Source organism: Sphaerisporangium sp. NBC_01403 (genome assembly GCF_045040145.1).
GTDB lineage: Bacteria > Actinomycetota > Actinomycetes > Streptosporangiales > Streptosporangiaceae > Sphaerisporangium > Sphaerisporangium viridialbum.
In genome coordinates this window covers 4,739,260-4,752,738 of record NZ_CP109534.1, presented here as the reverse complement: position 1 = coordinate 4,752,738, position 13,479 = coordinate 4,739,260, and the positions used below count along the sequence as shown (strand labels likewise).

14 protein-coding genes are annotated in these 13,479 nt (G+C 71.5%); 7 read left to right on the top strand and 7 right to left on the bottom strand.

The annotated features are described in order from the left end of the window. Positions 1 to 2 precede the first annotated feature (2 nt). The 5 genes from hisH to OG589_RS21385 all read left to right on the top strand — a co-directional run bounded on the left by hisH (position 3) and on the right by OG589_RS21385 (position 3,860). The gene (hisH, locus tag OG589_RS21405; protein ID WP_405151641.1) at positions 3 to 644 is read left to right on the top strand and encodes an imidazole glycerol phosphate synthase subunit HisH; all 642 of its coding nucleotides are present in this window, start codon (positions 3 to 5) and stop codon (positions 642 to 644) included. 106 nt (positions 645 to 750) lie between these two features. Further along, positions 751 to 1,089 (top strand): hypothetical protein, encoded by a 339-nt coding sequence (locus OG589_RS21400; protein WP_405151639.1) that lies wholly within the window; start codon positions 751 to 753, stop codon positions 1,087 to 1,089. A 2-nt stretch (positions 1,090 to 1,091) separates the two neighbouring features. Further along, a complete protein-coding gene (priA, locus tag OG589_RS21395) occupies positions 1,092 to 1,814 on the top strand; it encodes a bifunctional 1-(5-phosphoribosyl)-5-((5-phosphoribosylamino)methylideneamino)imidazole-4-carboxamide isomerase/phosphoribosylanthranilate isomerase PriA (RefSeq protein WP_405151637.1) in 723 nt (240 codons plus the stop codon). Then, positions 1,811 to 2,581, top strand: a complete 771-nt coding sequence (hisF, locus tag OG589_RS21390) for an imidazole glycerol phosphate synthase subunit HisF (RefSeq protein ID WP_405151635.1) — start codon at positions 1,811 to 1,813, stop codon at positions 2,579 to 2,581. The genes priA and hisF overlap by 4 nt, the downstream gene beginning before the upstream one ends. A gap of 142 nt (positions 2,582 to 2,723) precedes the next feature. Continuing rightward, positions 2,724 to 3,860 carry a hypothetical protein gene (locus OG589_RS21385; RefSeq protein WP_405151633.1) on the top strand — a complete coding sequence of 379 codons (1,137 nt, stop codon included), beginning with the start codon at positions 2,724 to 2,726 and terminating at the stop codon, positions 3,858 to 3,860. 107 nt (positions 3,861 to 3,967) lie between these two features. Here OG589_RS21385 and OG589_RS21380 read toward each other — a convergent pair whose 3' ends face one another. Together OG589_RS21380 and OG589_RS21375 are read right to left on the bottom strand one after the other, a co-directional pair. After that, positions 3,968 to 4,129 (bottom strand): hypothetical protein, encoded by a 162-nt coding sequence (locus tag OG589_RS21380; RefSeq protein WP_405151632.1) that lies wholly within the window; start codon positions 4,127 to 4,129, stop codon positions 3,968 to 3,970. A 235-nt stretch (positions 4,130 to 4,364) separates the two neighbouring features. Further along, the gene (locus OG589_RS21375; protein WP_405151630.1) at positions 4,365 to 5,000 is read right to left on the bottom strand and encodes a TIGR03085 family metal-binding protein; all 636 of its coding nucleotides are present in this window, start codon (positions 4,998 to 5,000) and stop codon (positions 4,365 to 4,367) included. Positions 5,001 to 5,193: 193 nt separating this feature from the next. Between OG589_RS21375 and OG589_RS21370 the strand changes: the two genes are divergently transcribed. After that, entirely contained in the window at positions 5,194 to 6,984 is a 1,791-nt protein-coding gene (locus OG589_RS21370) for an ABC transporter ATP-binding protein (protein ID WP_405152089.1), read from the top strand. Beyond that, positions 6,981 to 8,783: an ABC transporter ATP-binding protein gene (locus OG589_RS21365; RefSeq protein WP_405151628.1), complete on the top strand. Its 1,803-nt coding sequence runs from the start codon at positions 6,981 to 6,983 to the stop codon at positions 8,781 to 8,783. Before OG589_RS21370 ends, OG589_RS21365 begins: the two co-directional genes overlap by 4 nt. On the opposite strand, the gene OG589_RS21360 is transcribed toward OG589_RS21365, so the two are convergent. The 5 genes from OG589_RS21360 to OG589_RS21340 are packed head-to-tail and all read right to left on the bottom strand — an operon-like array spanning position 8,747 to position 13,148. Beyond that, positions 8,747 to 9,283 carry a GNAT family N-acetyltransferase gene (locus OG589_RS21360; RefSeq protein ID WP_405151626.1) on the bottom strand — a complete coding sequence of 179 codons (537 nt, stop codon included), beginning with the start codon at positions 9,281 to 9,283 and terminating at the stop codon, positions 8,747 to 8,749. The genes OG589_RS21365 and OG589_RS21360 overlap by 37 nt on opposite strands. A gap of 11 nt (positions 9,284 to 9,294) precedes the next feature. Next, positions 9,295 to 10,290, bottom strand: a complete 996-nt coding sequence (locus tag OG589_RS21355; RefSeq protein WP_405151624.1) for an ABC transporter substrate-binding protein — start codon at positions 10,288 to 10,290, stop codon at positions 9,295 to 9,297. Between the two features lie 19 nt (positions 10,291 to 10,309). Next, the gene (locus OG589_RS21350) at positions 10,310 to 11,062 is read right to left on the bottom strand and encodes an amino acid ABC transporter ATP-binding protein (RefSeq protein WP_405152088.1); all 753 of its coding nucleotides are present in this window, start codon (positions 11,060 to 11,062) and stop codon (positions 10,310 to 10,312) included. An 8-nt stretch (positions 11,063 to 11,070) separates the two neighbouring features. Next, positions 11,071 to 11,982: an amino acid ABC transporter permease gene (locus OG589_RS21345; RefSeq protein ID WP_405151622.1), complete on the bottom strand. Its 912-nt coding sequence runs from the start codon at positions 11,980 to 11,982 to the stop codon at positions 11,071 to 11,073. Positions 11,983 to 12,002: 20 nt separating this feature from the next. Next, entirely contained in the window at positions 12,003 to 13,148 is a 1,146-nt protein-coding gene (locus OG589_RS21340) for an LLM class flavin-dependent oxidoreductase (RefSeq protein ID WP_405151620.1), read from the bottom strand. Positions 13,149 to 13,479: the final 331 nt, after the last annotated feature.

The following is a 13,479-nucleotide window of genomic DNA, read 5'->3' as shown; positions in this document are numbered from 1 at the left end:
TCATGACCAAGGTCGTCGTCCTCGACTACGGCTCGGGCAACCTGCGGTCGGCCGAGCGGGCGCTCGCCCGCGTCGGCGCCGACGTCACGGTGACCGCCGACTTCGACGCCGCGCTGGAGGCCGACGGGCTCGTCGTGCCCGGGGTCGGCGCCTTCGCCGCCTGCATGGCCGGGCTGAAGGCCGTGCGCGGGGAGCAGATCATCGGCCGCCGCCTGGCCGGCGGGCGTCCCGTGCTCGGCATCTGCGTCGGCATGCAGATCCTGTTCGCCGAAGGCGCCGAGCACACCGAGGAGGGCCTCGGCCGCGACCAGGGTTGCGGCGAGTGGCCCGGCGTCGTCGAGCGGCTCGACGCGCCCGTACTGCCGCACATGGGGTGGAACACCGTCCAGGCGCCCGAGGGGTCGGTGCTGTTCGCCGGGCTCGACGACACCACGCGGTTCTACTTCGTCCACTCCTACGGCGTGCGCAAGTTCGAGCTCGAGGCCGGTCCCGGCTTCACCCAGCCGCTCGTCACGTGGGCCGAGCACGGCGTGCCGTTCGTCGCGGCGGTGGAGAACGGCCCGCTCAAGGCGACGCAGTTCCACCCCGAGAAGTCCGGCGACGCGGGCGCGGTGCTGCTGAAGAACTGGCTGGGCACGCTGTGAGCTCCCGCGAACGCGTGGCCTTATCCTGGCGGGTGCGGAGCGCCGTGGCGTCCCACGGGCCGGCCCGGCACGCCGCTACCCGTCTTCCCGGCTAGCGGGGGCCCGAGTGAGCAAGGAGCGCGCACGCCGCCGCGCCGAGCGTGAGGCCGAGCAGGCGCGGCAGGCCGCCGCGCGCGCCAGGCGTGACGAGCGCAGGGCCAGGTGGCGAGGGCTGCGCGGCCGGCTGGTCGCGGTGGTGCCCAAACCGATCAGGGTGGCACGCCAGGGCGGCCTGATCGCCAGGCGGCGGCGGGCGCAGAACTCCGTCGTCGCCGTGCTGTTCGTGCTCGTGCAGGCGGCCTCCTGGCTGCTGCTCAGCGGGTGGGCCGCCCGGGTGGGCGTCCTGGTGTTGTCCCTTCTGCTCTTCCCGGTGCTGGTCACCGTCGTATTCGACCGGAGGTCGTAGATATGTCGCTGGTGCTGTTGCCCGCAGTGGACGTCGCGGACGGCCAGGCCGTGCGCCTCGTGCAGGGTGAGGCGGGTACGGAGACCTCGTACGGCGACCCGCTCGCCGCCGCTCTCGCGTGGCAGCAGGCGGGCGCCGAGTGGATCCATCTGGTCGACCTCGACGCCGCCTTCGGCAGGGGGTCCAATCGCGAGCTGCTGGCCTCCGTGGTGGGCGCGCTGGACGTCCAGGTCGAGCTGTCCGGCGGCATCCGCGACGACGCGTCGCTGGAGGCGGCCCTCGCCACCGGGTGCAGGCGGGTCAACATCGGCACCGCCGCCCTGGAGGACCCCGCCTGGTGCTCGAAGATCATCGCCGAGTACGGCGACCGCATCGCGGTCGGCCTCGACGTGCGGGGCACCACGCTGGCCGCCCGGGGCTGGACCAAGGAGGGCGGCGACCTGTGGGAGGTGCTCGACCGGCTGGAGTCGGACGGCTGCCCCCGCTACGTCCTCACCGACGTCACCAAGGACGGCACCCTGCGCGGGCCGAACCTCGACCTGCTCCGCCAGGTGTGCGCCCGCACCGACCGGCCCGTGATCGCCAGCGGGGGCGTCTCCTCGCTCGACGACCTGCGCGCGCTGTCCACGCTGGTGCCGGACGGGGTCGAGGGCGCCATTGTCGGCAAGGCGCTCTACGCCCAGGCGTTCACGCTGGAGGAGGCACTCGCGGCGGTGAGGGCATGACCGTCGCGGTACGCGTGATCCCCTGCCTGGACGTCGACGCCGGGCGGGTGGTCAAGGGCGTCAACTTCGAGAACCTCAGGGATGCCGGAGACCCCGTCGAGCTGGCCAGGCGCTACGACGCCGAGGGCGCCGACGAGCTGACCTTCCTCGACATCACCGCCTCCTCCGGCGACCGGGAGACCATGTTCGACGTGGTCCGCCGCACGGCCGAGCAGGTGTTCATCCCGCTGACCGTCGGCGGGGGAGTGCGGTCGGTCGACGACGTCAACCGGCTGCTCCGCGCCGGCGCGGACAAGGTCTCCCTGAACACCGCCGCCATCACGCGTCCTGAGCTGCTGACCGAGGCGTCCCGCAGGTTCGGGGCCCAGTGCGTCGTGCTGTCGGTCGACGCGCGGCGCGTGGTGGACGGCCCGCCCACCCCCTCGGGCTTCGAGGTGACGACGCACGGCGGCCGCCGGGGCACGGGCATCGACGCCGTCGAGTGGGCGCGGCGCGGCCAGGAGCTCGGCGTGGGCGAGATCCTGCTGAACTCCATGGACGGCGACGGCACGAAGGGCGGGTACGACCTTCCGATGATCCGGGCCGTGCGCGAGGCCGTGACCGTGCCGGTCATCGCGAGCGGCGGGGCGGGTGCGCTCGACGACTTCCCGCCGGCCGTGGACGCGGGGGCCGACGCGGTGCTCGCCGCGAGCGTCTTCCACTTCGGCCAGCTCAAGATCTCCGACGTCAAGGAGACCCTGCGCGCGGCCGGCCACCCCGTGCGGTAGACCGTCGGCGGGTGATCGTCTTTACCCGAAGTGGGACCGGTCCAAACCCGCTCGAATGGTGGAATGTCTTCGCAAGCCGGGTCATGATCCGCTACGGTCATGCGGGTTCTTTTACGGTGCCGCTGAACTCAAGGAATCATCCGTGACGACTCCACCCTCCCCCCAGCAGCCGGGCTCGCCCTACCAGCCTCCTCAGGGCTATCCGAACCACACCTTCCCGCCCAGCCAGGGTCAGGGGCAGTACGGCCAGGACGGGTCCCGGCAGCAGGACGACCAGTACCCGCGGCAGCCGTACGCACCGCAGGACGCCGCGCCGTACGGCGGCCCGCCGCAGGAGCCCTACCTGCGGCAGGCCCCCTATCCGGGCCAGGGGAGCGGCGGGTCCGGCTATCCGGGCCAGGCAGGCGGCGCCTCGGGCTACCCGGGGCAGGCGAGCGGCGGTTCCGGCTACCCGGGCGGTGGCTCCGGTTACCCGGGTCAGGGGAGCGGTGGGTCCGGTTACCCGGGTCAGGGGAGCGGCGGGTCCGGCTACCCGGGTCAGGGGAGCGGCCAGGGCCATGCCGGTCAGGGGTATGCGGGCCAGGGGTATGCGGGACAGCCCCAGGACCAGCAGCAGGCTCCGTACGCGGGCCCGCCCCAGGATCCGTACGGCCGGCCCTCCAACGCCGGGCAGCAGCCCGCCTACGCCGGCCAGGCGCAGGCACAGCAGGGTGGCTACGGGCAGCAGCAGGCACCGGGTGCGTACGGTCAGCAGCCGCCTCCCCAGCAGGGGCAGGCCTGGCAGGACCCGTACCAGCAGCAGCCCGGCTCCAACGCGGGCAAGGACCCCTTCGCCCAGCAGCCCGGCGGAGCCCAGTGGCAGCCCGGCCGGCCGCCCGCCGCCAAGAAGAAGCGGGGCGGCAAGATCGCGGGTGCGCTCGGCGCGGTAGGCATCTTCGTGGTCATCGCCGTCATCAAGATCGGTGGGGTCTTCGCGGTCCGGGAGGGTGTGGGCGCGGTCGGCGACCAGGTCACCGGCGCTCCGCGCATCGCCCACGTGGGCGACTGCATGGCCGGGCAGGACAAGGACAGCCTGAAGGTCGTCGACTGCAAGGACGCCACGGTCGAGTGGAAGGTCGCCAGGAAGGTCAACGGCAAGACCGAGGCGCAGTTCAACGCCGACACGAGCCTCAGCATGTGCCACGACAAGGACGTCACCACGGCGTACTGGGAAGGTCCCAAGTCGGGCGCCATGGGCTACGTGCTGTGCCTGGTACCGCTGAAGAAGAAGGACGCCTGACCGGGATCTGGACCGGCGCCGCCCCGGGCCGGCTCAGGGGAGTGCCGCCCACGCCGCCGACGCCTCAGGTTCTCGGCCGAACGACGGGGAGAGGGCCGCTCAGGTCCTCAGTTGAACAGCTTGGAGAAGAACATCGCCAGCTGTCCCGCGCCCGAGCTGATCCCGTTGAACATGCCCTTGACCGCGGTCGCCGCCTCGGCGGGCCGGGAGTACATGTAGAAGACCGCGAAGGCGATGACGAGGTACAGCAGTACCTTCTTGGTCTTCATCGGATTGCCTCCCATGGTTCCAGTGACGTGGTCCTACCCGAGGCGCGGAGTGGCCGATCTCCGGAATCGGTCACGTGGTGGCTCAGGGATGATCATAGCCAGGACATGACCGTCCCATCCGGTATGAAACGGATGCCCGTAATACACGCGACAACGGACGCGGAACCCCGGGGGTTCCGCGCGGTCCGGCGGCTCGGCGGGAGGCCCCGCGCCGCTTTCCGTGGGGGAGCCGGTGTCAGAGGCCGAGTTCGGCGCCGCGCAGCCGATCGATCGAGGCCTCGTCGCCCTCGAAGGTCACCCGGGCGTGCTCCTGGCGGCCGAAGGCGAACAGCAGGAGCTCGGCCGGCTCGCCGGTCACGATGACGTGCGGCTCGGCCATCTTGCCCCCGGCCTTCCTGCCGTCGGTACGGCGGAGCACCACGCCGACGGGCGACTTGCGGAGCATCAGCCGCGCGCCTCCCGAGACCCGCTTCCAGATCATCTCCACCAGGTCGGCGGGCAGTTCGCGGGGCTCCCAGCCGGGCTGCGCCCGCCGGACGTCCTCGTGGTGGACGAAGAACTCCAGGGTGTTGACCACCGCGTCCAGGCCCGGGATCAGGCCGTAGGGCGACCACCGCGGCGGGCCCTGGCGCACGTCGTCGACGAGCTCGCGGTAGGCCTTGCCGTTCTTGACCTTGTTCTGCACGGACTCGGTGTAGCCCGCTAGGGGCTTGATCGCGATGCCCCCCGCGGCGTCGAGCCGGCGCTCGCGGACGACGAGGTGGGCGGCGAGGTCGGCGGTCGTCCACCCCTCGCACAGCGTCGGGGCCCCGGGGCCCAGACGGTCGAGAAGATCACTGAGTGCTTCGCGCTCGGCGCGTGCGTGCGTCACCCTGATCACCTTACAAGGGGGCGTTCGGGGCTGATCGGCCACCATAGGGGTGGGAATAAACCGGTTGCGGCGGATGATAGGGATTGAGGCGGACGTTCCCCGCGTCCCGCGATCAGACAGGCCCTCACCAGGCATAGTCCCCGTCGAGAGGATCCCCCGCGTGCCGAGCGAGCGCCAGCACAGTCCGACCGTCATGCGCCAGGGACTGCGTGTCGTCGGGCACGCCATCCGTACCGAGCCCCGAATCTTCACCGGCGCGGTCCTGGCGAGCTCCGTCTACGGGGTCATGACCGTCGGCTCCTCGTGGGCGCTGGGCTGGGCCACGGAGAACGCCGTCCTGCCCGCCTTCCGCGACGGGCGCACCACCACGGGCACGCTCGTCACCGCGGCGCTGCTGATCGTGGGCGTCGCGGTGCTGAAGGCGGCGGGTGTGATCGGCCGCAGGGTGCTCGCCGGCATCATGCAGTACCGCATGCAGGCCCGGTCACGCCGCGAGGTCACCCGGCAGTACCTGCGGCTGCCGCTCGCCTGGCACCATCGCCACCCGACCGGCCAGTTGCTGTCCAACGCCAGTTCCGACGCCGAGGCGGCCTGGGCTCCGCTGGCCCCGCTGCCCATGGCCGTCGGCGTGGTGGTCATGCTGGTCACCGCCGCCGTCGCCATCCTGCTCGTGGACCCGATGCTCGCCCTCGTCGGTTTCCTGATATTTCCGGCTATCGCGGTGCTGAACCTCGTCTACCAGCGCCGGCTATCGCCCCTCGCGATGCGCGCGCAGCAGCTCCGCGCCGAGGTCAGCGAGATCGCGCACGAGAGCTTCGACGGGGCGCTGGTCGTCAAGACCCTCGGCAGGGAGGACGCCGAGGCCGTCCGCTTCCAGGCCAAGGCGGACGAGCTTCGCGACGCCAACATCGCCGTGGGCCGCATCCGCGGGCTCTTCGACCCGTTGCTGGAGGCGCTGCCGACGCTGGGCGTGCTCGCGGTGCTGCTGTTCGGCTCGATCCGGCTCGCAGCCGGGGACGTCTCCTCGGGCGATCTGATCCAGGTGTCCTACCTGTTCACGCTGCTGGCGTTCCCGATCCGCGCGCTCGGCTGGGTGCTCGCCGAGATGCCGCGCAGCGTCGTCGGCTGGACTCGGGTGCAGGACGTGCTGAAGGCGTCCGGCTCGATGGAGTACGGCGCCGCCCGCCTGGCCGCGGAGGGCCCCGCCCGGCTGGAGGTGCGCGGCCTGACCTACGGCTACTCCGCGGACGCGCCCGTGCTGTCGGGGGTCGACTTCCAGGTCAGGCCGGGCCGCACCGTCGCGATCGTCGGCCCGACCGGCTCGGGCAAGTCCACGCTGACCCAGCTCCTCGTCCGGCTGATCGACCCCGACCATGGTCAGGTGCTTCTCGACGGCACCGACCTGCGCGAGGTCGCGAAGGGCGAGGTGAGCACGGCCGCGTCCCTGGTCCCGCAGCAGACCTTCCTGTTCGACGACACCGTGCGCGGCAACCTGACCCTCGGGACGGAGGCGGGCGAGCCCGTACCGGACGAGAGGATCTGGGCGGCGCTGCGCCTGGCCCAGGCGGAGGGGTTCGTGAGCGCCCTGCCGAAGAACCTGGACACCCGGGTCGGCGAGCGCGGCGCCACGCTGTCCGGCGGCCAGCGGCAGCGGCTGGCGCTGGCGAGGGCCCTGGTCAGGACCCCTCGCCTGCTCATCCTGGACGACGCCACCTCCAGCGTGGACGCGCAGGTGGAGGGCCGCATCCTGTACGGCCTGCGGGAGGGCTCGCCGGAGTCCACGGTGATCGTCGTCGCCTACCGCATGGCGACGATCGCGCTGGCGGACGAGGTCGTCTACCTGGAGCACGGCAGGGTCGCCGACCGGGGCCCGCACGACGTGCTGCTCGCCCGGTGCGAGGGATACCGCAACCTCGTCACCGCCTACGAACGTGCGGAATCCGAGCGCGCGGCGCTCGACGCCGACGAGGGGATCGTGGCATGACGTCGCGGGTCGAAGAACGTGGCATGACGACGTCGCTGAGCGTGGAGCAGCGCTCGGCTCTCGGGACGTTGCGGCATGGCCTCGCGCTGTCGCCGGAGTTCCGCGTCGGCCTCCCGGTGACGCTGGTGCTGGCGGTGCTCGCCACGCTCGGCAAGGTGATCGTCCCCATCGCCGTTCAGCAGGTCATCGACCGAGGGCTGAAGAATGCGACGCCGGACGTGCCGTTCATCAGGAACGCCGTGCTGCTGTGCGCCGTCGCGGTGACGCTGACGGCTCTGTGCGGCTACCTCATGAACGTACGCCTCTACCGCTCGACCGAGTCGGGGCTCGCCTCGCTGCGCGGCAAGGGGTTCCGGCACGTCCACGACCTGTCGGTGCTCACGCAGAACACCGAGCGGCGCGGCGCGCTGGTCTCCCGGGTCACCAGCGACGTGGACCAGATCAGCACGTTCATGCAGTGGGGTGGCCTCATGGTCATCATCTCGGTCGGTCAGCTGATCATCGCCAGCGTGCTGATGGCGTTCTACTCCTGGCAGCTCGCGCTGGTCGTCTGGGCCTGCTTCCTGCCGCTGGTCATCGTGCTGCCGAGGTTCCAGCGCTGGGTGGCCGGCGCCTACACCCAGGTGCGCGAGCGCACCGGCGACATGCTGGCCGCGGTCAGCGAGTCCGTGGTCGGCAGCGCGGTGATCCGCGCGTACGGCTCGGAGGAGCGCACCGCGCGGCGCATCGACGAGGCCGTCAACGCCCAGCGCAACGCCCAGACCCGGGCCCAGAAGATCGTCGCGTTCACCTTCCCGATCACCGAGCTGGTGGGGGCGGTCGCGGTCGCCGGGGTGGTGCTGCTCGGGGTCGAGCTCGGCATCGGCGGCACGATCTCGGCCGGGCGCCTGGTCGCGTTCCTGTTCCTCATCACCCTCTTCATCAGCCCCCTGCAGACCGCGACCGAGGTGCTCAACGACGCGCAGAACGCCGTCGCCGGGTGGCGGCGGGTGCTCGGCGTGCTCGACACGCCCGCGGACGTGGCCGACCCGGTGGGCGGGGTGACCCTGCCGCGCGGGTCCATCACGGTCTCCTTCCAGGACGTGGGCTTCGCCTACCCCGACGGGCCTCCCGTGCTGCACGAGGTCTCGGTGGACATCGAGCCCCGCACCCGGGTCGCGGTCGTCGGCGAGACCGGCTCGGGCAAGACGACCTTCGCCAAGCTGCTCACCCGCCTCATGGACCCGACCGCGGGCCGCGTGCTGGTGGACGGAGTGGACCTGCGCAAGGTGCGGTTCTCCTCGCTCAGGGAGCGGATCGTCATGGTGCCGCAGGACGGGTTCCTGTTCAACGGCTCGCTCGCGGACAACATCCGCTACGGCCGCCCCTCGGCCACCGACGCGGACATCGACCTGGCCATGACCGAGCTGGGGCTGACCGACTGGCTGGAGGGCCTTCCCGCGGGGCTGTCCACCGCGGTGGGCCAGCGCGGCGAGTCGCTGTCGGCGGGGGAGCGCCAGCTCGTCGCACTGGCCAGGGCCTACCTGGCAGACCCCGACCTGTTGCTGCTCGACGAGGCGACCTCCGCCGTGGACCCCGCCACCGAGGTGCGGATCGCGCGGGCACTCGACGGGGTCACCCGCGGCCGTACGGCCGTGTCGATCGCCCACCGCCTGTCCACCGCCGAGGCGGCGGACGAGGTGCTGGTGTTCGAGCACGGCCGCATCGTCCAGCGCGGGCCGCACGCCGAGCTGGTACGGCAGGACGGCGTGTACGCCGACCTCTACGCCTCCTGGACCTCGGCCGCGCGGACGTCGTAGCCGCCCGCGGCCGTCTCGCAGGGGGCGGGCCCTTCGAGGAGCTTCTCGAAGGGCAGCGGCCCGATCGTCTCCGGATCGGCGTCGAGGTCGAACAGCGGCCGGTAGCCGGCCGCCAGGTACAGCCGGGCGGCCTCCGGCTGGCGGGGGCCGGTGGTGAGGTGGATCCGCCGGTACCCCCGGCGTACGGCCTCCCGCTCCAGCTCGCGGACGACGACCAGCCCGAGGCCCCGCCTGCGGTGGGCGGGGTGGGTCCAGATGCGCTTCAGCTCGGCCGTCGTCTGGTCGTGGCGGCGGAACGCGCCCCCGGCGACCGTCTCCCCGTCCTCCACCAGGATCAGGAAGGCGCCGTCAGGCGGGGAGAACTCCTCGTCGGCGTACCGGCTGAGCTCCTCGTTCGGCCCGTACCGGCTGTGGTACTCAAGGTGGAGGTCGCGCAGCAGCGGCTCGGCCGCAGGATCGCGGACCTCCACGTGACGCACCTCGATGGACTCGACGGTCATGTGTCCTTCGCTCACTTCTTCTGGCGCGGCAGGCCCGGGGGGTTGACCTGTGACGCCGGGATGGCTTCGTTCGACAGGCCCCAACGCTTGAGCACCTCGGCGTACTTCCCGTTCTCGATGACCGTGTTCAGGGCATCACTCACCGGCTGGACCAGCCCGTTCCCCTTCTGCGTCATGGCCGCGATGAGCCCTTGGACGCTCTCGCCGCCGCCGGACAGCGTTCCGGCGATCTTGGTGTCGCCGCTGACGGCCGAGTGGTAGGCGGAGGTGGGGTTGGGGCCGAAGTAGACGTCGATGCGGCCGGACTTCAGCGCCAGGTAGTAGTCCGCCGGGCGCTGGTAGTACTGGACCTCGATCGGCTTCAGGCCCGCCTTCTTGTTCCGCTCGTCCCACTCCAGCAGGATCTTCTCCTGGTTGGTGCCCGAGCCGACCGCCACCTTCAGCCCCGCGATGTCCGAGGGCTGCTCGATCCGCGTCAGCTTGCTGTCCTTGCCGGTCTCCCAGGCGAGCTGGTCGACGCGGTAGGTCGCGAAGTCGTAGATGTCCTTGCGCTCCTCGGTCACGGTGATGTTGGAGAAGCCCACGTGGTCCTTGCCGGACCTCACCGCGAGGAAGAGGTTCTCCCAGGAGGTCCGGTCGAGCCGGAGGCGGAGGCCGAGCACGTCCGCGACGAGCTGGGCGACGTCGGACTCGACGCCGATCACGGTGCTGTCGTCGTCGGCGAGGAAGGACAGCGGCGGAGTCCCGTCACCGGTTATCCCGACGGACAGCTCGCCGCCGCTCCGGATCGCCTCGGGCACCCGGGTCGCGATCGCGTCGACCTTCTCCGCGCGTACGCGCTTCTGGTCCGGGCTGGTGTCGATCTTCAAGGGGGCGCCGGCGGCCGCCGCCGCTTCGGCGGTCACCGCGCCGGACCCCTGCTCGGTGCCCGCCGCCGTGCCGCACGCGGCCAGCAGGAGCAGGGGAAGGAGGCCGAGCACGGCGGCACGACGGGATAGGGAGGGCATCTGAATGATCCTTTTCGGGTCAGAGGACTTTGCTCAGGAAGGCGCGGGTGCGCTCGTGCCGGGGGGCGTCCAGCACCTGGCCGGGCGGCCCCTGCTCGACGACGCGCCCGGCGTCCAGGAAGACCACGGTGTCGGCGACCTCGCGGGCGAATCCGATCTCGTGGGTGACGACGATCATCGTGGTGCCGCTGCGCGCCAGGTCCTTCATCACCTCCAGCACCTCGCCGACCAGTTCGGGGTCGAGGGCGGAGGTCGGCTCGTCGAACAGCAGGACCTTCGGCTCAAGGGCCAGGGCCCGGGCGATCGCCACACGCTGCTGCTGCCCCCCGGACAGCCGCCGGGGGTACTCGTCGGCCTTGTCCGCCAGCCCCACGCGGTCGAGCAGCCGGGTCGCCAGCTCCTCCACCTCGGCCCTCGGCCGGCGCTGGGCCGACAGCGGGGCCTCGGTGACGTTCTGGCGGACGGTCAGGTGGGGGAAGAGGTTGAAGTTCTGGAACACGAACCCGATGTGCGTGCGCTGCCGGAGGATCTCGCGTTCGCGCAGCTCGTACAGGCGGTCGCCGGCGCGCCGGTAGCCGGCCAGCTCGCCGTCGACGAGCACCGAGCCGCGGTCGACCTTCTCCAGGTGGTTGACGCTGCGGAGCAGGGTGGACTTGCCTGAGCCGGAGGGGCCGACGATCACGGTGACCTCGCCGGCCTCCACGCGCAGGTCCACGCCGCGCAGGACCGCGAGCGCGCCGAAGCTCTTGTGCACGCCGCGCAGCTCCACCATCGGACGCGTCACAGCGCCCTCCGGGCCGCGGCGTTCCGCGTGGCGACCGCCCGGCGCAGGCGTCCGAGCGGGGTCTCGGGCAGGTGCCTGGTCGCTCCCTTGGCGTAGTGGCGTTCCAGGTAGTACTGGAACACCGAGAGCACCGTGGTCAGGGCCAGGTACCAGATCGCGGCCACCAGCAGCAGTGCGATGACCCGCCCGCTGCGGTTGTAGATCACCTGGGCCTGGTAGAACAGCTCGGGCAGCGCCATGATGTACACCACCGAGGTGCCCTTGACCAGGCCGATGATCTCGTTCCCCGCCGTCGGGACGATCGTCCGCATCGCCTGGGGGAGCACGATCCTGAAGACCTGGCGGGCGCGGGGGATGCCGAGCGCGGCCGCGGCCTCCAGCTGCCCCTGGTCCACAGACAGGAAGCCCGCCCGCACGATCTCGGCGGCGTAGGCGCCCTGGTGGAGCGCGAGGCCGAGCGCGGCGGCGGTCACCGGGCCGATGAGGTCCATCGTGCCGACGGAGAAGAACGACGGGCCGAACGGCACGCCGAACGAGATCTGCTTGTACAGCAGGGCCAGGTTGTACCAGAAGAGCAGCTGCAGGATCAGCGGCACCGATCGGAACAGCCAGGTGTACCCCCAGGCCACCGAGCTGAGCAGCGGGTTCGCCGACAGCCTCATCAGGGCCAGCACCGTGCCGAGCAGGAAGCCCAGCACGATGCCGAGCGCGGTGAGCTCCAGCGTGAACGCGACCGCGCGCAGGATGGACGGGTAGAACAGGTACTCGCCCACGATCGGCCACTCCCACGCGGGGTTGGTGACCAGGGCGTTGGCCGCCATCAGCAGCAGCACGAGCACCACGGCCGCCGCCGCCCAGCGCCCCGGATGCCGGGCGGTGACGACCGTGAGCGGTGGGTCCCCGGACATGATCCCCCCTGCTCTCGCGCTCAGCGCCCGGCCTGCCAGGCCGCCCTGCGTTCGGGGACCTTCGCGGAAAGGCGCGCCCGGTCGCGCTTGGCCACCTCCTCGCGTACGAGCGGGATGACGTGCCGTCCGAAGTCGATCGCGTCGTCGAGCAGGTCGTATCCCCGCGCCGAGAGGATCTCCACGCCGAGGTCGTGGTAGTCCAGCAGCGCCTGGGCCACCGTCTCGGGCGTGCCGACCAGGGCGTTGGAGTTGCCGGCCCCGCCGGTCGCGGCGGCGGTTGGGGTCCACAGGGCGCGGTCGAAGCGCTCGCCCCGCTCGGCGATGGCGACCAGCCGCTGCGACCCGGTGTTCTCCGGCGCGCCGCCCGGGGGCAGCCGCCGGAGCTGGGCCCTGCCCGAGTCGCGCCGGGAGGTGATCGCCGCCAGCGTGCGGTGCGCCTTCTCCCAGGCCAGCTCCTCGGTGGGCGCGATGATCGGCCGGAACGCGACCTGGAACCTCGGCACGTCACTCCGCCCCGCCTCCCTGGCGGCCTGCCTGACGGACTGGATCTGCTCGGCGGTCTGGGCCAGCGGCTCGCCCCACAGGCAGAAGATGTCCGCCTCCGCGCCGCCCGCCTTGTAGGCGGCGGGGGAGGACCCGCCGAACGACACCTGGGGTCTCGGGTGCTGGACGGGGAAGACGTCCGACACGAAGTCGTTGAAGCTGTAGAACGCGCCTTCGTGGTCGAAGGGCTTGTGCGAGGTCCAGCCCTTCTTGACGATCTGGATGTACTCCCGGGTGCGGGCGTACCGCTCGTCCTTGGTGAGGAAGTCGCCCTCGCGCCGCTGCTCGTGGTCGGTGCCGCCGGTGATGAAGTGCACGGTCAGGCGGCCCTCGCTGATCTGGTCGAGTGTCGAGAAGGTCTTCAGGGCGAAGGTCGGGTACGACACGTTCGGCCGGTGGGCCAGCAGGATCCCCAGGTCCTCGACGTGGCTCGCCACGTACGCGGCGGCCTGGGCCGGGTCGGGCGTCCCCGATCCGTAGGCGAACAGGACGCGGTCCCACCCGTACTCCTGGTGGGCCCGGGCGAGCCTGAGCGTGTACTCCTTGTCGAACGAGGGGCCGGAGCGGGAGGTGGTCTCCGTTCCGTCATTGGTGCCACCGATTCCGAGAAACTCGACGGGCATGGCTGAAGCCTTTCTGACTGGACGGCCGTGGGCCCGGGCGCCCGAGCGGGCACGACGGGGTCCGGAGGTGAGCGCCGGAGTGCCGGCGAAGAGGGGAAGGAACGGCGGACGTCAGGGACGCGCCGCCGGTCGCCGCGTCAGGGGCGACAGGAGGAGGACCACACACGGCACAAGTCGATGTGCCCGCGAACCACGAGTCGGATCTCGGCCTGCATGGGCTCCACTCCAACACAGAGCCGCATTTCCGTCAAGACCTACTTGTTTAGTAGGTTTTAGGCAGACGGCGGAGTCACGATGCCGGCCTCGCCGGATCTAGCGATGCTCGAAGCCC

Coding starts and splice junctions, on each gene's coding strand:
- hisH (WP_405151641.1), top strand. CDS start 3: ATGACCAAGGTCGTCGTCCTCGACTACGGCTCGGGCAACCTGCGGTCG.
- priA (WP_405151637.1), top strand. CDS start 1,092: ATGTCGCTGGTGCTGTTGCCCGCAGTGGACGTCGCGGACGGCCAGGCC.
- hisF (WP_405151635.1), top strand. CDS start 1,811: ATGACCGTCGCGGTACGCGTGATCCCCTGCCTGGACGTCGACGCCGGG.
- OG589_RS21380 (WP_405151632.1), bottom strand. CDS start 4,129: ATGAAGACCAAGAAGGTACTGCTGTACCTCGTCATCGCCTTCGCGGTC.
- OG589_RS21370 (WP_405152089.1), top strand. CDS start 5,194: ATGCGCCAGGGACTGCGTGTCGTCGGGCACGCCATCCGTACCGAGCCC.
- OG589_RS21365 (WP_405151628.1), top strand. CDS start 6,981: ATGACGTCGCGGGTCGAAGAACGTGGCATGACGACGTCGCTGAGCGTG.
- OG589_RS21360 (WP_405151626.1), bottom strand. CDS start 9,283: ATGACCGTCGAGTCCATCGAGGTGCGTCACGTGGAGGTCCGCGATCCT.
- OG589_RS21355 (WP_405151624.1), bottom strand. CDS start 10,290: ATGCCCTCCCTATCCCGTCGTGCCGCCGTGCTCGGCCTCCTTCCCCTG.
- OG589_RS21350 (WP_405152088.1), bottom strand. CDS start 11,062: ATGGTGGAGCTGCGCGGCGTGCACAAGAGCTTCGGCGCGCTCGCGGTC.
- OG589_RS21345 (WP_405151622.1), bottom strand. CDS start 11,982: ATGTCCGGGGACCCACCGCTCACGGTCGTCACCGCCCGGCATCCGGGG.
- OG589_RS21340 (WP_405151620.1), bottom strand. CDS start 13,148: ATGCCCGTCGAGTTTCTCGGAATCGGTGGCACCAATGACGGAACGGAG.